The following is a 21,962-nucleotide window of genomic DNA, read 5'->3' as shown; positions in this document are numbered from 1 at the left end:
TTAGAACTCAATCTGTACGAGTGCCCACACAGATGATTGCTTTATATTGTTAAAGAACGTTTTGAGTCGCTTTAGCGTCTCAAGGGATGCGAATAATACACCCTTTATTTTTCGAGTCAACACTTAGTTTTAAATTTTCTTTTTGGAAGATTTAAAACCGAAGTTTTATTTAACTCTCTGAGGTAGTTCGTGCCTCGCTATGCGTTGGCGTTTCCCGTCTCAGTGGGGTCGCATTATAGGGAGATCATATTTTTACGCAAGCACTTTTTTAAAGAAAAAGTAAAAAAAGATGCTGTTCGGTTAGTATCTGAACTAAACACCCCGAAACTGATAGTTTTGTAACCAAACAGTGCACTGTATGGTACAAAAATCACCTTGCTGATACACTCAAATACTAATAATCATGATCTAAAAGGTACTAACTATGGCAATTCGTTCTTATAAAGGTGTTACTCCTTCATTTAATGCGTCTGTTTATGTTGATGATTCATCGGTTTTGGTTGGTAACATTACTTTAGGTGATAATAGTAGTGTGTGGCCATTAGTAGCTGCACGTGGCGATGTTAACTATATACGTATTGGTGAGCGTACAAATATACAAGATGGCAGTGTATTGCATTTATCTCGTGCAACTAAAAGCAATCCTGATGGTTACCCACTTATTATAGGTGACGATGTAACTGTTGGTCATAAGGTAATGCTACACGGATGCGTACTAGGAGATCGTATACTTGTGGGTATGAGCGCTATTATTATGGACAACGTTGTTGTTGAAGACGATGTTATTATTGGAGGAGGTTCTTTAGTGCCTCCAAACAAGCGTTTAGAGTCTGGCTATTTATATGTAGGAAGCCCAGCTAAGCAAGCTCGCCCTCTTACAGACCAAGAACTTGCCTTTTTAAAAATATCTGCCGATAACTACGTATCGCTTAAAGATGAGTATTTAGCTGAAATAGCTAACTTAGAGCAATAAGCTTACTTCTATCTGACCTGCCGAGTTGTAACTTTCTTCTTCGATAAGCTCCTCGGCACGCTCTTCGTAATCAAAACGGTACTTTTCAAAATACTCTGTTGCATGGCTTTCGTCTGTTAATTTAAGTTTATTTACTTCTATTACACACTCCACCAGCATGCCACTAACTTGTGCAAAGAATACTAACTGATGATCGGGCTCTCTAAATTCTAGCCTATCTATAAATTGTATTGCTTGGTTCATTTAAGCGCCCCTTGTTTTAGTGCATCAACTACAGGAAGTATTTTTGGCATTTTATTGCGCCATACATAATAGGCTTGAGCAGCCTGGCCCACTAACATACCGCTGCCATCTAAAAGCTTAGCGTTAATATTGTGCTGTGCAATCCAGTTCATAAAAATAGTATTTTGCAGTGAATAAAACATGTCATAAGCAACTTCACAATTAGTTATATGTTTTTCATCAAGTGCTGGAAGCTCATCATTCATACTGCTAGATGTAGAGTTTATAATTAGTGAGTAATCGCTTACTGGTAAATCATTAAAGCCAAAGCCAGATACAGGTCCGTATTGAGTAAATAGCTCTGCGAGTTCTTTAGCTTTTTGTGCTGTGCGATTAACGATTATTATTTCCTGAGGGTTATGCTCTAGCAAAGGTAAAATAACGCCTCGAGCTGCACCGCCCGCGCCAATAATTAAAATACGCTTGTTAGTAATAGCTACTTTATTAGCAAGTAAATCGTTAACAAAACCGACACCATCTGTGTTATCACCGAGTAATGTGCCATCATCTCGTTTTTTTAATGTATTAACAGCCCCTACAATTTTAGCTAATGGCGTAAGCTCATCAGCCATTGCATAGGCTTGCTCTTTAAATGGCATTGTAACGTTAGCGCCAACACCACCTTGCTCAAAAAAAGACGATACTGTTTTTTCAAAGTTATCGATAGGTGCTAATATTGCGCGATAGTCGATTTGCTCACCCAGTGATACAGCAAATTGTTTATGTATCGCGGGGGATTTTGAATGTTTAATTGGATTTCCAAAAACCGCATATTTGTCCATTTTAAAGCAACCTCTTTGCAGCTATATACTGCCTATTAACGATGATAAGTAATATGATTAAACGACTTTTTTCTAAATCTAAGCCAGCTCCCGAACAACAGGCTCCTACTCCTGAAAAAACACCGTACGAAATAATAGGTGGAGAAAAAGGAGCGCGCGCTATTGCCAATCGATTCTACGACATAATGGAGTCAGATGAATACGCTAAACCGTTATATGATATGCATCCTCTGCCATTAGATCGAATTCGCCAAGTATTTTTTGAATTTTTATCTGGTTGGTTAGGCGGGCCAAACCTATTTACAGAAAAACATGGCCAGCCAATGCTACGTAAACGCCATATGCCTTTTACTGTAGATAAAGCATTGCGCGATCAGTGGATGTATTGCATGAATAAAACGCTGGATATAGAAATAGACAACCCGTTGTTACGTGAAGGCTTAAAGCAATCATTCTCTCAACTAGCAACGCACATGATTAACCAGCATTAAATTTGTATTTAGCCACAATGCAAAAAGGCGCTAATTAGCGCCATTTTGATTACTGTATAATTATTATAATTGCCATTCTCTGGCTATCAGCTCACTTGGTTGACTAGTTAGCCACTCTTGCGGGCGTAAGTAGTACTGATATAGGTTAGCTTCTGGGCTACTTGGCTCTGGTTTATAATTATATTCCCAGCGTGCGAGTGGTGGCATAGACATTAATATAGACTCTGTGCGTCCGCCACTTTGTAATCCAAATAAAGTGCCTCTATCCCATACTAAATTAAACTCAACGTAGCGTCCGCGACGATAAAGCTGAAAATCACGTTGTTGCTCTGTGTATTCATCATTTTTACGACGTTCAATAATAGGTATATAAGCATCTAAAAAGCCGTTACCAACCGATTGCATAAACGCAAAGCTCTTTTCAAAACCAAGTTCGTTTAAATCGTCAAAGAACAAACCGCCCACTCCGCGAGTCTCATCTCTGTGCTTTAAATAAAAGTACTCGTCGCACCAGGTTTTGTATTTTGGATAAACGTCGCTGCCAAAAGGCGCACAAATGTCGTGAGCAACTTGATGCCAATGTTGTACGTCTTCTAATACTGGATAAAAAGGAGTGAGATCAAACCCGCCACCAAACCACCATATTGGCTCTTCGCCTTCTTTTTCGGCTATAAAAAAGCGCACATTGGCATGACTTGTTGGTACATGAGGGTTTTTAGGGTGAATAACTAACGACACACCACACGCATGAAAGCTGCGCCCTGCAAGCTCTGGTCTATGTGCTGTTGCCGAACCTGGCATTGAAGCGCCAAATACGTGTGAGTAATTAACTCCGCCTTGCTCTATTACAGTACCATTTGTGGTTACACGTGTGCGACCACCACCACCTTCTGCTCGCTGCCAGTTATCTTCTATAAATTTAGCACTGCCATCTGCAGCCTCCAAACCTTGGCAAATAGTGTCTTGCAAAGCCATAAAGTATGCTTTTACTTGATCTAATAATTCGCTTTGCATATTAACCTCTAAATATTTTGCCAGTCATGGCGTCTTTTATTGTGCTTGGTTGAGTATTACCACCTAACGGCTCGTCAACGTAAAAGCCAACTTGTTCTGCAAATTGCGCTTTGGCTTGCTCAATACTAATTACTGTTTCTTGACCGGTTAAGTTTGCACTGGTTGATACTAGTGGCTTACCAAACTCTTGGCACAAACGTTTTACTGTTGGATGGTTTGTTACTCTTACTGCAATGGTATCAAACTGCCCTGTGAGCCATTTAGGCGTATTTTTAGATACAGGCATAACCCATGTAATTGCAGCAGGCCAACTCGAAAAAATATCAGCGCGTTTATCCATTGGTATTTTTGCATCATCTACGTATTTTAATAATTGTCCGTAGTTATCAGCAATTAAAATAAGTCCTTTTTCAACCGGGCGCTGCTTAATAGCTAATAGTGCCTCAACGGCTTGTTGATTATCTGGATCACAACCTAAACCATATACAGCTTCTGTTGGGTATAAAATAACTTCGCCTTGCGTTAAGCATGTTATTGCAGTGGGCGTATTTGAAAGGTCTGACAAAGTAGTCTCCAGATATAATTAAACGTTATTCAGTTGGGGTGAGCTTATGCATGCAGCTTTTTTGTGGGCATTGCAATAATGTGCCGTTTGCCATATTTCTCTCTATGACTATGGGCCAGTTACATTCAGGACACGGGTGTTCAACCGGTTTATTATTAAGTGTGTATTTACAACTTGGATAGCAATCACAAGAATAAAATACTTTACCAAATTTATTACTGCGCGCGACTAAATGACCTTTTTTGCATTTAGGGCAACTTGGCAAAGTGTCTTCGCTTTGTTTTTCTTCATTTTCGTTAGCAATGTAATGGCACTCTGGATATCCCGTACACCCAATAAACATACCGTAGCGCCCATTTTTAACCACCAGCGGTTTGCTACACTCAGGGCATGCTGAATCTTCAAGAACTTTAATTTCGTTACTATCGTGATGTGCCAACGGCCTAATAAAATCGCATTTGGGATAACTTGCGCATCCTAAAAAAGGGCCTGATTTACTATTGCGGATCACTAACTCTGAACCACACTGTGGGCATATCTCGTATTCTTTTTCGAGGGCGTGCTTGTTCGCCGAGAAAAGCGAATGGTCGATTTTACTCATGGTGATCCTAATAGGTTAGTGAATTTTCGCCTAATATACCCAAACCACTTAAAGATACAAGCAATGCCGTGCTTATCCGTTTAAGTAATTTGAGTACAATTAAGATAATTATCTCTAATGAAGAAGTTCGCTGGGTTCATCAAAAATCAAATCTTCCATTTGCTCATATGCCTCTTCAGAGCCAGGAACATTAAACAAAATCATAAGTACAATCCATTTTAAATCTTCTAGGCTTATGGTTGGTTTATCTAGTGAGGCTAAACAGTCCATTACCATCTCACGAGTTACATTGTTAATTACGCCTATTTGCTCAATAAACATTAAAAAGCCACGACACTCAGCACTGAGCCTTTGGCATTCACTATCGGTAAATATACGCACAGCATCTTTAGGGTTAGTAATAAGATAAGGAGACTCGTCACTGTGTTGTAAATCGGCGAGTTGCTCTAACCAATCGAGTGCTTTAAATATCTCAGGCTTATTAAAGCCCGCGCGCAGTAGCTCATCGGTTAATTCATTTTGCTCTGCAAATATATCCGCTTCGCTATGAATGTAATTTTCAAAAAGATATAAAAGAATATCAAACATATTACCTTCCTGCGCTCAACTTAATATAACCATCTAACACTCGCTCAATCTGATCGTCTAATTCTAAATCGAGCAACCTCGCGAGCACTTTGTCTACTGGCCACTGTGCGCGACGTACAATGTCGTCTACGCTGGTGACTTCAAAGCCAATACTATTTAACACTTCGCATTGAGAATTTGCCTGAATAGGCTGCTCTTTGTTACATACATTATTGTCGTAAGTAAAACTCACCTCATCAAGAATGTCAGCCACGTTTTCTACCAGCTTAGCACCTTGCTTTATTAAAAAGTGACTTGCCTGCGCTAACGGGTTTTTAATAGAACCCGGTACTGCAAACACCTCTTTATTTTGTTCAAGCGCATAACGTACTGTAATTAACGAACCGCTTTTAATTTCAGCCTCAACAATAAGCACTCCCAACGATAACCCAGAAATAATACGATTTCGGCGCGGAAAGTTATGCGCATGAGCAGCTGCCCCTGGTAAAAACTCACTCACCAACAGGCCGCTTTCTAAAACTTGGTCTGTTAATAGTTTATGGCGTTTAGGGTAGTAAATATCAACCCCAGTACCAAGCACCGCTATGGTTTTACCCGTACCAGCAAGAGAGCCCTTATGTGCTGCTCCATCTATTCCCCGTGCCATACCTGAGGTAACTGTAATACCCGCTAAAGTTAACTCGTATGCAAATTCTGATGCTATTTCAAGCCCGGTAGGTGTGGCATTACGACTTCCTACAATTGCAATTTGTGGAGTAGATAATAACGAGACATCTCCCCTACAAAATAGTAATAAAGGCGCACTGGCAATCTGTCGGAGATCCTCAGGATAGAGCGCATCAAAAATACAGACTACGGTAATGCCCTGCTGCGCAATTAATTGCTCATAATGATTTACTTGCTGCCAATTAGTGTTAAGTAAATTACTCGCTTGATTAGCAGTTAATCCAAGCTGTAAAAGCTTGTCATGGGGTAGGTCGAATAACGACCCAAGGGAATAATGTGTAGATAATGCTAAAAGGGTTTTTATACCCAACCCTTTACACATATAAAAGGCAAGCCAGTGGGCTAGCTTGCCAGATGACTGATCCATGCTCTCTCCTAGAGCACCGACTCGCTACTTCTTAATGAATAACTGCAATATCTCCAATGCGAATTGGGTGCTGGTTTTTAGTTATTAATGCATAACTTATTTTGTCATACACTTTAAAGACAATTAGCTCGCCAACTTTTTCTTTAGGCATAGTCCACGTTGTGCTCTCTTCGTCAGACTCATCACCAAATAATTGGCTCACATCAGATAAAAGCTTCTCGTATTTACTAGAATCTTCTGGGTAACGAGGGCCACGAGGACCATCAATAACCGTTGGCGATTGACGTTCTAGATCTAATACATGACCCGCTTCTATGTTTTGTTCACTGCCTAAGTTTAGCACTACAACATCCATTGTGCTGAATTCTCTAACTTGTCGTGGGGAAGCAATAATATTCCCTGTTACAGGCTCAGAAGGACGGTGAATATTAAAGTACGCAGGAAGCATTTGACCTTCCATTGCCGGCATTAAAAAATCGCCTTGCTGAATTTCTCGTTTAACAGATTCAACACGTAATGACGAAGGCACGCCATTGTGTTCATCACCCGCTCTAAACGCACGTGCGATACCCACGTAAGATGCACGCGTTGCTAACACTTCACCAGTTAAATCGGTGTAAGGGTCACCTTTATGGTAAATGGCATATGCTTTATGTACTTGTAAGTCGCCTTTAACATATAAAATATGGCCTAACGTTTGTGTTTTAGTATTTTCGTTAGCACCTAAAATATAAGGTTTGCCTTTAATATCGTCACTATTCATTGCTTGCTCGTAACTGATATACGGTTTGATCATTTCAAGCGGCAAAGTAGTAATAGCATTACGCCCTTTTGGTGTAATACGACCCTGAGGAGATAGCTTTCTATATCCTTTATTAATCACTAAACGTGGGTTTCCATCTGCATCGTATATCAGCGCTAATGCATCACCGGGGTAAATTAGGTGCGGGTTGTCAATTTGTGGATTCATTTGCCAAAGTTCAGGCCATAGCCAAGGCTCATCTAAATAGATGCCAGAAATATCCCAAAGTGTATCGCCTTTTTTTACAACATACTGTTTTGGTGCATCTTTTTTTATTTTAAGTACGTCAGCAACTGCGGGGAACGCAGCGCTTAACGTAAGCATGATTGCAAGTAATGGAGATTTCATTGAGCTTCCTTGTATTGTTTTTTCATTATTATTGCCCAAAACCTGTTAAAGGTGAACGCGAATGGCTAAAATAAGAGCATACAATACCCTAAATTAAGCACAAGTGAAAAAGGTAACTATGGCTAGGTTAGAAGTTTTAAGATTTCCAGATGAACGTTTACGTACTATAGCAAAAGATGTTGCACAAGTTGACGACACAGTACGCCAAATTGTAAAAGACATGCTAGAGACAATGTACGATGAAAATGGCATTGGACTTGCGGCCACGCAAGTAGATATTCATCAACGAATCGTTGTTATTGATGTATCAGAAGAGCGCGACGAGCCACTGGTATTAATTAATCCACAAATCATTAAAAAAGACGGCTCTACCGTTAGCGAAGAAGGCTGTTTATCAGTACCTAACTCGTATGCAAAAGTAGACCGCGCTGAAACAGTAACAGTCGCTGCACTTAACGAAAACGGTGAAGAGTTTGTACTAGATGCAGATGAATTACTGGCTATTTGTATTCAACACGAACTAGATCACCTTCAAGGTAAGCTGTTTATTGATTACTTATCTCCATTAAAGCGCCAACGTATTCGTAAAAAGCTTGAAAAAGAAGCTAAATTTGCAGATTAGTAATAAGTACCTTAGGAAAACTCAGTGACTCAACCATTACGCATTATATTTGCCGGTACGCCGGACTTTGCAGCACGTCATTTACAAGCGCTGATACAAAGCGAACACCAAATAGTGGGTGTATATAGCCAGCCAGATCGCCCTGCAGGTCGTGGTAAAAAATTAAAAGCCAGTGAAGTGAAAGCGCTAGCGCTTGAGCACAACTTACCGGTTTTTCAGCCACAGTCATTAAAAAATGATGAAGCACTAGCAGAGCTAACAAGCTTAAATGCCGACATTATGATTGTTGTAGCGTATGGCTTAATCTTACCTAAAGCTATATTAGAAGCCCCACGTTTGGGTTGTTTAAATGTGCATGGCTCTATATTACCGCGCTGGCGCGGCGCTGCACCTATTCAACGCGCAATTTGGGCAGGTGATGAACAAACCGGCGTAACAATAATGCAAATGGATGAAGGGCTAGATACCGGCGATATGTTACATATAAGTCGCTGCCCTATTAGCACGACAGAAACTAGCGCTAGTTTATATACAAAGCTTGCTGAGCTAGGTCCAGACGCGTTAATTGAAACCATTAATAAATTAGCTAATGGCGAGATCACCCCTGAGCCTCAAAATGATGAACTTGCTAACTACGCTAAAAAGCTTTCTAAAGAGGAAGCTAATATCGATTGGTCAATGAGTGCACTGCAAATTGAGCGAAACATTCGCTCTTTTAATCCATGGCCAGTGTGCTTTACCCAAATGGGTGGGCAAACAGTAAAGATTTATCAAGCGCAGGTTGTGCTGCAATCAGGTGATCCTGGGCAAATTTTATCAAGCGACAAAAATGGCGTAGTAGTGGCGTGTGGCGAACATGCCTTATGTATTACGCAATTACAGCCGCAAGGTAAAAAACCAATGGCAATTAACGACTTTTTAAATGGTCGTAGTGACTGGGTTACCCCTGGCACAATATTAGGCGAAAACAATGAGTAATGTTCCAAACGTACGAGCGCTGGCCGCTGAAACTTTATATAACGTAGTTGATAAAGGCGCATCGCTTAATCAAGAACTTCCATTTGCAAGCCAAGGCTTGCCGCCTAAAGATAAAGCGTTGCTACAGCAAATTTGTTATGGCGTTTTACGCTACTTACCTAGCCTTGAAAATTACTGCCAACACTTAGTAGAGCAGCCATTAAAAGGTAAACGTAGAATATTTCAGTTTTTATTATACGTAGGTATTTATCAACTGCAGCATATGCGCGTACCACCACATGCTGCAATTTCAGAAACTGTAAACGCACTGGCTCAACTGCGCGCTTTAGGATTAAAAGGGCTGATAAACGCCATTTTACGTAGTTTTCAGCGCCAACAAGCAGAGCTTGAAGAAAAAGCGAAGCTTATTCCGGTATGTTTATACAACCATCCAAATTGGTTTATTAAACAGGTGCAAACAGCCTACCCAGATAGCTGGGAAGCACTACTTGAAGAAAACCAGCAACAAGCACCAATGTGGCTTCGTGTAAACCAAGCACAATTTAGCACGCAAGAGTACAGCGACATGCTTAGCGCTAATGATATTGAACACACCTTAAACCCTGACTTTATTGATGGGATTAAGCTTGCCAAACCACGTGATGTATTTTCGTTGCCTGAGTTTGATACAGGTGCATGTTCAGTACAAGATGCTGCAGCACAGTTGGCAGCCCGCTTTTTAGAACCTAAAGCAGATGACTATATTTTAGATGCCTGTGCAGCACCTGGCGGAAAAACGTGTCATATATTAGAGCTTGCTGATGCTGATGTACTTGCACTTGATAGCGACTCAACTCGCCTTGAACGCGTTAAACAAAACTTAACGCGTATTGGCTTAGGTGCAGACCTTCAATGTGGCGATGCCTCACAACCACATACTTGGTGGGACGAAAAATTATTTGATCGTATTTTGCTTGATGTGCCTTGTTCAGCCACTGGCGTAATTCGCCGTCACCCTGATATAAAATGGTTACGTCGCGCATCAGATATCGAAGACTTATCTAAGTTACAAAACGATATTCTTGATAGCATTTGGCCACTGTTAAAACCAGGTGGCACATTGGTATATGCTACGTGTTCGGTTCTTCCACAAGAAAACCAACAGCAAGTTGCTAAGTTTTTAGCTAATAACGATGATGTAGAACATATACCTCTACACGAAAATGATACCGTAACAACTCCTGGTTTGCAGTTACTGCCCGGTGAAAGTGATGGATTTTATTACGCTAAGCTAGTTAAAAAAGCCTAATAGCCGTACACTAAATAGTTAGCCATTTATGAAACATTAAATGGCTATTTTTTTAATTAAATTATGATCAATACCACGGGTAAATAATGAAAATAATTATACTCGGTGCCGGGCAAGTTGGTGCTACGCTTGCTGAAAACTTAGTTGGCGAACAAAACGAAATTACCGTTGTTGATATAGACGGTAACCGATTACGTGAACTTCAAGATAAGTACGACTTACAAGGGGTTATGGGCCACAGTGCGCATCCTGATGTATTACGCCGTGCAGGCGCTGAAGATGCCGATATGATTATAGCGGTAACCAGTTCAGATGAAGTGAATATGGTTGCATGCCAAGTGGCGTACAGTATTTTTAAAACGCCCACTAAAATTGCCCGTATTCGCTCGGAGCAATATTTAAAATACCGTGAAAAACTATTTCAAAACGATGATTTACCTATCGACCATTACATTGCTCCCGAAGCACTGGTCACTAAGTATATTCGCCGTCTAATTGACTACCCTGGTGCTCTGCAAGTATTGCAGTTTGCTGATGGCATGCTCTCGTTAGTAGCCGTAAAAGCTTACTATGGGGGTTTATTAGTAGGTTATGCGTTATCTGCACTTAAAGAACATATTCCTAATGTAGAGACTCGTGTTGCTGCTATTTATCGTCAAGGTAAAGCAATAAAACCACTGGGTACCACCGTTATTGAAGCCGATGACGAAGTATTCTTTATTGCCGCTACAAAACATATACGCGCAGTAATGAACGAGCTACAAAAACTTGAGCGTTCGTACAAAAAAATTATGATAGCTGGTGGCGGTAACATTGGAGCAGGCCTTGCCCGCTCACTTGAAAAAAATCACACCGTTAAACTAATTGAACGCAGTAAAGAACGTGCCGAGCAACTCTCAGAAATGCTCGATAACACGGTCGTTTTTTGTGGTGACGCATCTGATCAAGAACTGCTCTCAGAAGAGCATATTGAACAAGTCGATGTATTTATTGCCGTAACCAACGACGATGAAGCAAACATTATGTCGGCCATGCTTGCAAAACGTATGGGCGCACAAAAAACCATGGTACTTATTCAACGTGGAGCTTACGTTGATTTGGTACAAGGCGGCGAAATAGATATTGCCATATCGCCACAACAAGCAACTATATCAGCGTTATTAACGCACGTACGCCGTGGTGATATTGTTAACGTGTATTCACTGCGTAAAGGCGCAGCAGAAGCCATTGAAGCGGTTGCTCATGGTGATGAAAACACATCTAAAGTGGTTGGTCGTGCGATTGCCGACATAAAACTTCCTGCAGGTACAACCATTGGGGCAATAGTACGTAATGACGATGTGTTGATAGCTCACGATGATACAATTATTATGTCGGGCGATCATGTCATCATGTTTTTAATCGACAAAAAACATATTACCGTTGTAGAAAAACTATTCCAAGTAAGTGCTATATTCCTTTAACTAGTTACTCTAATTAGTTAATTTAATACACAAAAAAGCCGCTGATTAAGGCGGCTTTAATGGAGTATGCTTAAATATTGATTACTGTACTTTTGAAAACTCTTCTTTAGAGATTTCACCATTACCATCAGTATCCAAATCATCAAAAATCTTTACAAGCTGAGGGTTAACCTTCGCTTCTTCCATTGTAATAGCACCGTTACCATCTGCATCAAAAGAGGCAAAATCTACTGCGGCATATGCTGCTGATGAAGATGCTAAAACGATAACTGCAAGTGTTGTATTTAATGTTTTCATAATAATATTCCTAGTAATATGGGAAGTCCTTTTCAAAGATCCCTGACTGTGAAAAATGTTTAATCTGAAAAGATTAATTAGTAATTAGCGAATTCTTCTTTAGAAAGCTCGCCGCTACCGTCGGTATCTAGCTCAATAAATTCAGCCATTAAATCTGTATCGACTGCCGCTTCGCTTGGGCTAATTGTGCCGCTACCATCGATATCAAGGCTGTCAAAATCTGATGCTGCAAATGCAGCGGAAGAAGATGCTAGTACTATAAGTGCTAATGCTTTATTTAAATGTTTCATAACTTAATCCTTCAATGTTCTATCAAAAAAATTGCTTCGTTTAACTTAAAACGTAATTTTTCACTTCCTTGTTATCCTCTTTCGTAAGCTCCCTTGCCTACTTAGGTGTCTTTGGCAACTCAGGATAAATACTTTTTAATTAAGCTTCTGAAAATTCTTCTTTTGATAACTCACCATTTTGGTCAGTATCAAGCTCAGAAAACATGCTCATTAGCTTTGCATCTACTGATGCTTCTGCTTGGCTAATTGTGCCACTGCCGTCTACATCCAGTGTGTCAAAATCTGTTGCAGCAAAAGCGGCTGAAGAAGATGCAATAGCGATAAGTGCTAAAGTTTTATTAATGCTTTTCATAATATGTATCCTTCAAATTTATGTGTGTGCGATTAAGTATTTCACTTTGAATCACGATTTCGTTCAGTACACTTAGACTATTACAACTTAGATGCCAACATTTAAAAGCTATTAATTTTCAATAAGTTAAATATAAAACGTACAACAAGAAGGCGTTTTTAGAATAGTTATTGTTGCCCTTTAGCAACACGTTTTAAAGAGATGATATTAAAGTCATTAAAAACATATAGTTATGTTTATATAAAAAGATACATTTTTAAATGTACGGTTTTAAAAGGAGGGATTTAAAATAATAATTGAGATAAATTTTAACGAGGTAGCTTTAATAACAAAAAACAAGCTGTAAAAAACAATACGTAATCAATTGTTTTATTTAAATAATAATTTTAATTGTGAAAGAGAGAAAAAACATTTTATAAATACTGACATAAAATGCCTTTTTGTTGCAAATAAGCGAAAACCTATTTATTCAACGGTAGGCTCAAGCGCAGAAGGGTCTATAAAATGCTCTTTCATAAAGGCTTTCATTTCATCCTCGCTTGCTAGTAGCTTAATTCCACAGTGCACGCCTGCGGCATGCTCTTTAACACTGCAAATTTCACCTTCAAAATCTTTATCACTGCTATTAAGTACGACAGTGCATTGCATATCTTTAATACTTTCAACTTGCTGATCGCCTCTAATATCAAACATTACACCAGTGAGTGAAATGTCTTTAATAAGGCCTTCAAGTACCCTATCGTCACTTAGCTTTAGCTTTGCAGGTAATAAGGTAGGTATGCGTGTTTGTGAGCGTAGCGCAAATAACTGCACTTGCTTTGGAAAGTTTATAAACACGAGTTTAGCGGGATGAGAGGCTACCGACATAATTTGCTGGCGAAACGCAATAACTTGCCCACCACTACCTTCAATAAGCGCTCTTACAACAACCATTACGCCATCACGTAAATAGTCACTCGCCGCAGGTAAACGCTTTGCATTGGGATAATTTAAAATAATAAACTGTTTATCGAGTAAACCAACTAATTCAGTTTTAACACGCTTACTGCTTGTAGGTGTTAATATTTCTAGGTCGACTAAGCTGCCTACACTTATATGCTTTAGCTTTTCTAAATTTGTTGGCATATCCCTTTCCCAATAGTTCGTAATTTAAAACTTAAGCCGCTCGTTTATCCACGCCAAAAAGTAGGCGTAAATAGCACTAATAAAGTAAATATTTCTAAACGACCAAACACCATTGCAATGGTAAGCAACCATTTAGCACCATCGGTTATAGCGCCATAATGCGATGCTACATCACCCAGACCTGGACCTAAGTTATTTAAACAAGCCGCAGTGGCTGAGAACGCAGTTATGTTATCCATACCCGTGCCCATAAGCGCTAACATAATAATAATAAACACCAACGCATACGCAGAGAAAAATCCCCACACGGCTTCTACTACTTTGTCTGGCAACGCCTTTCGACCCAGCTTGATTGAATATATAGCCCGTGGGTGCACCAAACGATTAAGCTCACGCACACCCTGCAAGTAAAGTAAGAACACGCGCACTACTTTCATACCACCACCGGTAGAGCCTGCACAACCACCAATAAAGCTCGAAAATATAAGTAAAATAGGTAAAAACAAAGGCCATGTTGAAAAGTTATCCGTAGCAAAGCCTGCTGTTGTACTCATAGAAACAGCTTGAAATAATGCCTGATCGAGGGTTTCATCGCCATTAGCAAATATTTCATTAGAGGAAAGTACGGTAAAACAAATAACCACCAGCGCTAATTGAATACACAAAAACACCTTAAACTCAGGGTCTCGAATATAAACTTGTATGTTACGACTGGCCACTGCGGCGTAATGCAGGGAGAAGTTAACAGCGGCAATAATTAAAAAGAACACACAAATAAAGTTAATTACAGGGCTGTCAAAGTGCCCCATAGAAGCATCATAAGTAGAAAAACCACCTATCGCGACCGTTGAGAATGCATGACATATCGCATCAAACCACTCCATCCCGGCTGCCCAATAAGCCAGCATACAAGCAATAGTCAGTGACACATAAATATACCAAAGGTGCTTTGCTGTATCGGCAATTCGCGGGGTCATTTTGGAATCTTTTACAGGCCCAGGTATTTCAGCGCGATATAACTGCATACCACCAACACCTAGCATGGGGAGTATAGCGACAGCGAGTACGATTATACCCATACCGCCAAACCACTGGAGTTGCTGGCGATAAAACAACACCGACTTAGGTAAGTACTCAATACCGGTAAGTACTGTAGCGCCGGTGGTTGTTAAGCCAGAGAATGCTTCAAACACCGCATCGGCGAGCGATAAATTAGGTTCTTGTAAAAATATAAGCGGCAAGGACGCAAACGCCCCAAGTACCAGCCAAAACAAAACAACAATTAAAAAGCCTTCACGTGCTTTTAAGTCACCGTTTTCATGGCGGTTTGGGTAGTAAGCCATCATGCCAATAACAACACTAAAGATAAATGCTAAAACAAAAGGAACACCACCACCGTCTTTATATATTAAAGACACCAGTGCCGGAGGCACCATGGTAATACTAAACAGCGCAACAAGTTGGCCAAGAATTTTTATGATGGTACGAAATTGCATTTAGCTTGTCGCTTTTATTATTAGTAAATTCAGGCTGAGTAGTATCAACCAAATTAAATAGGGTCAGTATGCATTACATGCAATTTGTGTAGGTTATTACTCTTTAATAGTTAACTCAACTGCGCCGTGACTTAAATCAAAAATATCTTTGATTGCTTGCTGAGCTTCGCGGCTATCTATTGTAATCACCCATTCAATATTAGCAGTAAATTGCTTATCAATATTAAGCACTTGATACTTTGTTTTTAATAACTGCTCAATCGCACCTTGCATGCTGTACTCGCTACTCCCTGTAATTTCAACACTGGGAACTTTAAGTACCGTTTGCAATTTTACTAATGCATTATTTAATGAGCCACCATAAGCACGTACTAACCCGCCCGTGCCTAATTTTATGCCGCCAAAGTAACGTGTAACAACAGCTGTGATTTCGCCAAGGCCTGAACCCACCAGCACATTTAACATAGGTTTTCCTGCAGTGCCATTTGGTTCACCATCGTCCGAAAAACCATAAACATGGCTGCCACCGGGGTTGCCTGCCACATGTGCCCAGCAGTTATGACGCGCATCGCTATACTTTTCTTCAATGCTTTTAATAAATGCTTTAGCTGAATTTAAATCGGGGGTATGTGCAATGTGAACTATAAACGTACTTTTTTTAATTTCTTCTTGATGAAAAACGTCAGTAGCGGGATATTTATATTCAGACATATTTTAAACTTGTAAAAAGGGGGCCAAAAGGCCCCTTTAAATAATGTACGTATTTTAACGTGTATAAACTAATTAGTGTTAACTAGAATTAATCGAGCGCTAAATCTCGTGTCATATTCTCTAAGCTATCTTCGTGAACAATAATGTTATCTTCAATACGAATACCGCCAAATGGTTTAAATGACTCAACCTTTTCCCAATTAATAAATTGCTTATTATCGGTTTGCGCTAAATCACCAAGCAGTGAATCAATAAAATATAAGCCTGGCTCAATGGTAAACACTTGGTTTTTCTCTATTCGACGAGTACAACGCAAGAACGGATGCCCTTCTGGCGATGGCTGATGAGTGCCTTTTTCGTCACTCATAAAGCCGCCCATATCATGCACTTGTAAACCAAGGTGATGCCCTAGACCATGCGGGAAGAAAGTAGAGGTAATTTTACGCTCAACAATTTCCTCAGCAGGTAAATTAACAATTTTAAAATCACTTAGAATTTGTGCTATACGGTTATGGCATTCAACGTGTAAATCACCATAAAGCATACCCGGCTTTAAACCTTTACCTAATTCAATTTGTTGAACCGTCATAGCTTGCACAAGCTCAGCAAACTCACCCTGCTTTTTAAAATCATAAGTTCGGGTAATATCAGCAGCGTAACCATTAAAGTTTGCACCGGCGTCAATTAAAAATGAGTTATGCGTGTGTGGCGCTTTTGGATCAAAATGCGTGTAATGCAAAATAGCGCAGTTTTCGTTAAGCGCAACAATGTTGCCGTACGGCATTTCATTTTCGCTTTGACGTGTAGCCATTAAGTACGCTTGTTGAATATCGAACTCACTGCCGCCATTAAAAAATGTATCGCGCGCAGCTTTATGCCCATCTACTGCAATGCGGTTAGCGTTGCGTAAACATTCAAGCTCGTACTGCGTTTTATAAGCGCGGTGGTAATGAAAATAGTTAAGTACAGGCTCAGGGTTCATAATACTAAAACCAAGTGCTTGCGCTACTTCAATATATTCGCCCATGTAAGCGTATTTAGCTTTGTCGTATGGTAATAACTTTTCAACTTGATCAGGCTGAAGTAATAGCTCTATATCAAAGTACTCAGCCCAAAAGTCGCGAGGCTCGTCTGGTACTTTATGCCAAAAATCTACTGGACGATAAAATATTAGTTTTGGTTTGTCGCTGCCATTTACCACAATCCAGCAATGAGGATTATCAATAACCGGTAACCACGCTTTAAACTGTGGATTAACTTTAAATGGATAATACATATCATCTAAAAACTGGCGCTTAGCTTGGCCTGAATGAATTACTAATCCTTCTAACCCTTCGCTATTACAAATTGTACGAGTACGCTGTTGCAGTGTTGCAATATGTTCGGCGTATAAAACGGCTAATTTATCCATTGTTAATCCATCTGTTAAATTTAACTTGCTCTGAGTCTACCACTTAAACACTAAGCGCTCAAAAAAGGGGGATATTTAACATGTAAACATCCCCCTTATTAATACCTATACCTATCGTGTTAAGTTATTGGTCGATTGGTATCATATATTCAACCGCCCATTTTCATTTCGAGTAGCGGCGCTAATACATTACCTTCTCGGCCCATTCTTGTATGGTAAACCTGTCTGTACGCAAATACATTTTTTACGTAATCACGGGTTTCGCGATACGGAATAAGCTCTACCCATAACTCAGCCGGAATAGCGTCATCAGGTAACCAACGCTTTATACGGTGATAACCCGCATTATAAGAAGCTGTTGCCAGCACTTCATTGCCATGGTTTTTCTTTTTTAAGTATTGTAAGTAACTCGTACCCAACCTAATATTTGTTTTAGGTTGATATAAACGACTACTTGTCACACTGCCTTTATTTACATACTCAGCAGTACTAGGTAATAACTGCATTAAACCACGTGCATTAGCATGCGAGCGTGCATCTGGCGCAAAAGAGCTTTCGCGCCTTGCAATAGCAATACTCCAGGCAACATCTATTTTGCTACGTTTACTGTAGCGCTCAAATACATCTTGGAAAGCAAACGGAAAGCGTTGCTCTACGTTATCCCACGCTTTAATTTTTGCTAAAGTAAAAATAGTGCTGTCGTGCCAACCTAAATCGGTAGATAACTGTGATGCTGCTAGCTTTTCTTCATCGCTAGACGTATCCGTTAAATAATTCCACTCACGGCGCGCCGACGTAAAGCGCTCAATATCGTAAAGTGCTTTTGCGCGCTTATAACCTGGTGCATTCCTTACTTTATCTACAAGTACCTTATCAACAGCTAAAGGTTGATTATTTAAATCAACAGGTAAACCCAAACGCGCAGCTGCTAAAAAGCCGTAATAATCACGATTAGCCGCTACGGTTTTCCAAATGTCGTCGGCTTTTTGTTGCTCACCACGTTTTGCATAGCTGTAAGCTAACCAATATTGTTGGCCAAGGCTTAAGTTTTCTTTACCTGTAAAAAACGCAGCGATACCTTCCCAATCTTGGGTTTTGAGCATATTGCCCAGTTGCCATTGAATAAGCTTGCTGTCTAGTCGCTCTTTTGGCACTTTATTTAGCCAAAAGCTCGCTTGTTTATGCCCGCTTGAAGCAAGCGACAATGCAAAAGTGTAATACACACCCGCTTTTTCCTCATCACTGTACTTAAATATTTTTTCTAACTTTTCCCACGCCTTCAAAGCAAGCTCTTTATCGCGCCATATTAAACGCTTAACACCATAAAGTGCTATTTGGCCTTCTTTAGCTGACTTATTTTTATATCTATATAATCCAGCTGCAGCGCTTGGATCTTTACGTACTTTTAAATATAAATCTGCTAAGTAGCTTTCATTTTTAGGTAACAGCGTTTTTAAATAAGGTAGTAAGCTTTGCGTACCGCCATCAGCAGCAAGTGTAACGCGCTTCCAAACGGTTTCTTCTTTCATGTAGCCTTTTTTACGCCACTGTGAAAATAAACTATCGCACTCATTTGGCTGCGACTTACCCACAGCCCATAGGTCGGTTACCTGATTAAATATTGCTTTTTCAGGTGCGCCCAAATCAAGCTGAAAATCTAAATAAGTACAGGTAAGCCCAGTATTAGACGTTTCACGGTAATTACGAATATAAGCTGCTTTTTTATTTTTCTTTTTTAAATACTCTAACCATGCTTTACGTACCGGCCACTCAAGCGGAGTATGTTGATATATGTTTAAATAGTCTTCTATCTCTGCTTGATACTTAATATTTGGATGGCGCTGCCAATATGTTTTTTCAACGTAAGGTTTCAACGGATGATTTAAGCCACTAACCGCTTCTTTAAAGTCTTGGTAGCTTCCGTACCTTACTTTTTTTTCGGCATCTAAAAATGCCTCGTTATCGATACTTGCCTCGGCAGAATAAAGAGGGAAAATGAATGCAGCTGCCGCAACACTTAATAAATATTTTTTCATAATGTCCTTTAATAAAAAATTAAAGTAGTGAATAAAAACTTTTCAACCACCTTAGCACCAAACCAGCTATATTTTAACCAGTCGATTGTAACCGAGTTAAATTTTTCGTTGCATTTTTAATTTAAAGCAAGCACACTGATTGAAATGCAAACTCATCGTACCAGTCTTAGTTCGTCAACTAGGGAGAATAATAATGTTATATAAAAGCGATTCCTTTGAAGTTAGCTTCCTAAAGGAAAGCATCGCCGAGTTTAAGTTTTGTGTTGCAGGTTCTGTAAACACATTATCTCAAAAAACTCTTTCAGATTGCGCGGCAGCATTAAAAGAATTAGCCGCTAATACTGATATCAAAGGCATGATTTTTACCAGTGATAAAGAGCACTTTATTATTGGTGCCGATATCTTCGAATTTTTACCAACGTTTACTAAACCAGAAGCAGAATTAGTAACGTGGATCAAAAATGCAACAGACGTTTTTGATGCAATCGAAGATTTACCATTCCCAACCCTAACCGCTATAAACGGTATGGCACTTGGCGGTGGTTGTGAGTGGGCACTTGCTACCGATTATCGTATAGCAAGCGAAACAGCTAAAATGGGCCTACCAGAAGTTAAGCTTGGCATAATGCCAGGGTTCGGTGGCACAGTGCGCTTACCACGTATCATTGGCGCCGATAACGCAATGATGTGGATTACCTCTGGCGCAGAAAATCGCGCAGCAGATGCCCTTAAAGTAGGTGCGTTTGACGCGGTAGTTAGTACTGACAAACTTTTAGAGTCAAGTGTATCAACGCTTGAACTTGCGATTGCTGGCAAGCTAGATTGGCAAGCAAAACGTAACGTAAAACTACAGCCACTTAAATTAAACCGTGTTGAGCAAGGCATGAGCTTCGCTATGGCAGAAGGTATGGTAATGGGTAAAACCAAAGGCCACTATCCTGCACCGGTTATGGCTGTACGTACTATTAAAGCAGCGGCAAACTGTACTCGCGATGAAGCAATGGCAATCGAAAATGCCAACTTTGCTAAATTAGCACGTACACCAGAAGCAGCAGCTCAAACAGGTATATTCCTAGCTGACCAATACATTAAAGGTAAAGCACGTAAATTTGCTAAGCACAGCGATGTAGAAATTAAACAAGCAGCTGTATTAGGTGCAGGTATTATGGGCGGCGGTATTGCATACCAGTCTGCTTATAAAGGCACACCTATTATAATGAAAGACATCCAACAAGATGCGCTTGATTTAGGTATGGGTGAAGCGTCTAAGTTATTAGGTGCAAAAGTTAAGCGTGGCCACATGCCAATGGAAAAAATGTTGGCAACTCTTAGCAAAATCAAACCAACACTTAACGATTCAGACCTACAAAGCGCCAACATTATTGTTGAAGCCGTTGTAGAAAACCCTAAAGTTAAGCAAGCAGTACTCGCTGATCTTGAAAAGAACATGCCAGAAGGCACTGTACTTACTTCAAACACATCGACTATTTGTATTGATTTACTAGCACAAGCGCTAGATAAGCCAGAAAACTTCTGTGGTATGCACTTTTTCAATCCAGTGCCAAAAATGCCATTAGTAGAAATTATTCGTGGTGCTAAGACCTCAGATAAAACAATTAATGCAGTAGTTGATTACGCGCTTAAATTAGGTAAATCACCAATTGTTGTTAACGATTGCCCAGGCTTTTTTGTAAACCGTGTTTTATTCCCTTACTTTGCAGGTTTTAGCAAATTAGTGGTTGAAGGCGCTAACTTTGCAAAAGTAGATAAAGTAATGGAAAACGTATTTGGCTGGCCTATGGGTCCGGCTTACTTACTTGATGTTGTAGGTATTGATACAGCGTTCCATTGTACTGGCGTAATGGCTGACGGTTTCCCTGAGCGTATGGCTCGTGCTGATAAAGACCCTGTGACTATTTTTGCCAACGAAAAACGTTTTGGTCAAAAGAACAAAGCCGGTTTTTACAAATACGAAACAGATCGTCGCGGTCGTCTTAAAAAGTCTCATGACGAGACAGCAGTTGAGCTATTAAGCCCAATTACAGACGCACCAAAAGAATTTGATAAACAAGAAATCATCGACCGTTGTATGATTCCAATGATTAACGAAGTGCTACTGTGTTTGCAAGAAGGCATTGTTGCCTCTCCGCAAGAAGCAGATATGGCATTAGTTTATGGTGTTGGTTTCCCTCCATTTAGAGGCGGCGCGTTCCGTTACTTAGATCAAACTGGTTTAGCTAACTTTGTTGCAGCAGCAGACAAATACGCTCACCTAGGTGCGATTTACCAAGTATCTGAGCAAACTCGCAAGTGGGCCGAAGAAGGTCGTGTTTTCTATAAGGTGGAAGGTTAAT

Annotated in this window: 23 protein-coding genes; 7 read left to right on the top strand and 16 right to left on the bottom strand. The window is 40.0% G+C overall.

Translation table 11 applies throughout. The features are described 5' to 3' along the window. The first annotated feature begins 424 nt into the window (after nucleotides 1–424). Nucleotides 425–973, top strand: coding sequence for a gamma carbonic anhydrase family protein (locus I6F50_RS17265; protein WP_197176812.1), 549 nt, complete (start codon nucleotides 425–427; stop codon nucleotides 971–973). Here the strand turns inward: I6F50_RS17265 and I6F50_RS17260 are convergent. Together I6F50_RS17260 and aroE are read right to left on the bottom strand one after the other, a co-directional pair. Continuing rightward, nucleotides 962–1,216: a DUF1488 family protein gene (locus I6F50_RS17260; RefSeq protein ID WP_197176803.1), complete on the bottom strand. Its 255-nt coding sequence runs from the start codon at nucleotides 1,214–1,216 to the stop codon at nucleotides 962–964. The two genes, I6F50_RS17265 and I6F50_RS17260, sit on opposite strands and share 12 nt — an antisense overlap. After that, nucleotides 1,213–2,037: a shikimate dehydrogenase gene (gene aroE / locus I6F50_RS17255; RefSeq protein ID WP_197176801.1), complete on the bottom strand. Its 825-nt coding sequence runs from the start codon at nucleotides 2,035–2,037 to the stop codon at nucleotides 1,213–1,215. The genes I6F50_RS17260 and aroE overlap by 4 nt, the downstream gene beginning before the upstream one ends. A 53-nt stretch (nucleotides 2,038–2,090) precedes the next feature. Here aroE and I6F50_RS17250 point away from each other — a divergent pair, with 53 nt between their 5' ends. After that, entirely contained in the window at nucleotides 2,091–2,528 is a 438-nt protein-coding gene (locus I6F50_RS17250; protein WP_166421949.1) for a group II truncated hemoglobin, read from the top strand. A gap of 63 nt (nucleotides 2,529–2,591) precedes the next feature. Here the strand turns inward: I6F50_RS17250 and hemF are convergent, their stop codons facing one another. The 6 genes from hemF to I6F50_RS17220 form a co-directional block, all read right to left on the bottom strand. After that, nucleotides 2,592–3,542 (bottom strand): oxygen-dependent coproporphyrinogen oxidase, encoded by a 951-nt coding sequence (hemF, locus tag I6F50_RS17245; RefSeq protein ID WP_197176799.1) that lies wholly within the window; start codon nucleotides 3,540–3,542, stop codon nucleotides 2,592–2,594. Between the two features lies 1 nt (nucleotide 3,543). After that, entirely contained in the window at nucleotides 3,544–4,107 is a 564-nt protein-coding gene (locus I6F50_RS17240) for an L-threonylcarbamoyladenylate synthase (RefSeq protein ID WP_197176798.1), read from the bottom strand. Nucleotides 4,108–4,132: 25 nt separating this feature from the next. Further along, nucleotides 4,133–4,708: a type I DNA topoisomerase gene (locus tag I6F50_RS17235; RefSeq protein ID WP_197142489.1), complete on the bottom strand. Its 576-nt coding sequence runs from the start codon at nucleotides 4,706–4,708 to the stop codon at nucleotides 4,133–4,135. A 114-nt stretch (nucleotides 4,709–4,822) separates the two neighbouring features. Further along, nucleotides 4,823–5,296 carry a DUF494 family protein gene (locus I6F50_RS17230; RefSeq protein WP_010555161.1) on the bottom strand — a complete coding sequence of 158 codons (474 nt, stop codon included), beginning with the start codon at nucleotides 5,294–5,296 and terminating at the stop codon, nucleotides 4,823–4,825. Between the two features lies 1 nt (nucleotide 5,297). Beyond that, nucleotides 5,298–6,389 carry a DNA-processing protein DprA gene (dprA, locus tag I6F50_RS17225; protein WP_197176795.1) on the bottom strand — a complete coding sequence of 364 codons (1,092 nt, stop codon included), beginning with the start codon at nucleotides 6,387–6,389 and terminating at the stop codon, nucleotides 5,298–5,300. Nucleotides 6,390–6,420: 31 nt separating this feature from the next. Next, nucleotides 6,421–7,539 (bottom strand): LysM peptidoglycan-binding domain-containing protein, encoded by a 1,119-nt coding sequence (locus tag I6F50_RS17220; RefSeq protein WP_197176784.1) that lies wholly within the window; start codon nucleotides 7,537–7,539, stop codon nucleotides 6,421–6,423. A 118-nt stretch (nucleotides 7,540–7,657) separates the two neighbouring features. Between I6F50_RS17220 and def the strand changes: the two genes are divergently transcribed. The 4 genes from def to trkA all read left to right on the top strand — a co-directional run bounded on the left by def (nucleotide 7,658) and on the right by trkA (nucleotide 11,890). Beyond that, a complete protein-coding gene (def, locus tag I6F50_RS17215; RefSeq protein WP_007584168.1) occupies nucleotides 7,658–8,161 on the top strand; it encodes a peptide deformylase in 504 nt (167 codons plus the stop codon). A gap of 24 nt (nucleotides 8,162–8,185) precedes the next feature. Further along, a complete protein-coding gene (gene fmt / locus I6F50_RS17210; RefSeq protein ID WP_010555158.1) occupies nucleotides 8,186–9,139 on the top strand; it encodes a methionyl-tRNA formyltransferase in 954 nt (317 codons plus the stop codon). Then, nucleotides 9,132–10,427, top strand: a complete 1,296-nt coding sequence (gene rsmB, locus I6F50_RS17205) for a 16S rRNA (cytosine(967)-C(5))-methyltransferase RsmB (RefSeq protein WP_024593219.1) — start codon at nucleotides 9,132–9,134, stop codon at nucleotides 10,425–10,427. The genes fmt and rsmB overlap by 8 nt, the downstream gene beginning before the upstream one ends. Before the next feature lie 86 nt (nucleotides 10,428–10,513). After that, on the top strand, nucleotides 10,514–11,890 hold the full coding sequence (gene trkA / locus I6F50_RS17200; RefSeq protein WP_004335170.1) for a Trk system potassium transporter TrkA: 1,377 nt from the start codon (nucleotides 10,514–10,516) through the stop codon (nucleotides 11,888–11,890). Between the two features lie 81 nt (nucleotides 11,891–11,971). Here the strand turns inward: trkA and I6F50_RS17195 are convergent, their stop codons facing one another. From I6F50_RS17195 to I6F50_RS17160, 8 genes are all read right to left on the bottom strand, one after another. Then, nucleotides 11,972–12,187, bottom strand: coding sequence for an EF-hand domain-containing protein (locus I6F50_RS17195; protein WP_007584177.1), 216 nt, complete (start codon nucleotides 12,185–12,187; stop codon nucleotides 11,972–11,974). Nucleotides 12,188–12,264: 77 nt separating this feature from the next. After that, nucleotides 12,265–12,477, bottom strand: coding sequence for a calmodulin (locus I6F50_RS17190; RefSeq protein WP_004335174.1), 213 nt, complete (start codon nucleotides 12,475–12,477; stop codon nucleotides 12,265–12,267). A 139-nt stretch (nucleotides 12,478–12,616) separates the two neighbouring features. Further along, nucleotides 12,617–12,829, bottom strand: a complete 213-nt coding sequence (locus tag I6F50_RS17185) for an EF-hand domain-containing protein (RefSeq protein WP_004335175.1) — start codon at nucleotides 12,827–12,829, stop codon at nucleotides 12,617–12,619. Between the two features lie 465 nt (nucleotides 12,830–13,294). After that, nucleotides 13,295–13,954 (bottom strand): flagellar brake protein, encoded by a 660-nt coding sequence (locus I6F50_RS17180; RefSeq protein ID WP_007584185.1) that lies wholly within the window; start codon nucleotides 13,952–13,954, stop codon nucleotides 13,295–13,297. Between the two features lie 44 nt (nucleotides 13,955–13,998). Beyond that, nucleotides 13,999–15,450, bottom strand: a complete 1,452-nt coding sequence (locus I6F50_RS17175; protein WP_007584186.1) for a TrkH family potassium uptake protein — start codon at nucleotides 15,448–15,450, stop codon at nucleotides 13,999–14,001. Nucleotides 15,451–15,546: 96 nt separating this feature from the next. Beyond that, nucleotides 15,547–16,161, bottom strand: a complete 615-nt coding sequence (locus I6F50_RS17170) for a YigZ family protein (protein ID WP_008171987.1) — start codon at nucleotides 16,159–16,161, stop codon at nucleotides 15,547–15,549. Between the two features lie 88 nt (nucleotides 16,162–16,249). Then, on the bottom strand, nucleotides 16,250–17,572 hold the full coding sequence (pepQ, locus tag I6F50_RS17165; protein ID WP_197161599.1) for a Xaa-Pro dipeptidase: 1,323 nt from the start codon (nucleotides 17,570–17,572) through the stop codon (nucleotides 16,250–16,252). Nucleotides 17,573–17,721: 149 nt separating this feature from the next. Further along, nucleotides 17,722–19,608 carry a transglycosylase SLT domain-containing protein gene (locus I6F50_RS17160; RefSeq protein WP_165729280.1) on the bottom strand — a complete coding sequence of 629 codons (1,887 nt, stop codon included), beginning with the start codon at nucleotides 19,606–19,608 and terminating at the stop codon, nucleotides 17,722–17,724. Nucleotides 19,609–19,801: 193 nt separating this feature from the next. Between I6F50_RS17160 and fadB the strand changes: the two genes are divergently transcribed. Next, a complete protein-coding gene (gene fadB / locus I6F50_RS17155; RefSeq protein WP_165729279.1) occupies nucleotides 19,802–21,961 on the top strand; it encodes a fatty acid oxidation complex subunit alpha FadB in 2,160 nt (719 codons plus the stop codon). Nucleotide 21,962 lies beyond the last annotated feature (1 nt).

This window comes from Pseudoalteromonas sp. NZS127_1, assembly GCF_015864295.1.
GTDB classification, from domain to species: Bacteria; Pseudomonadota; Gammaproteobacteria; order Enterobacterales; family Alteromonadaceae; genus Pseudoalteromonas; species Pseudoalteromonas arctica.
The sequence above is the reverse complement of the archived record's forward strand: the minus strand, read 5'-3'. Positions and strand labels throughout refer to the sequence as shown.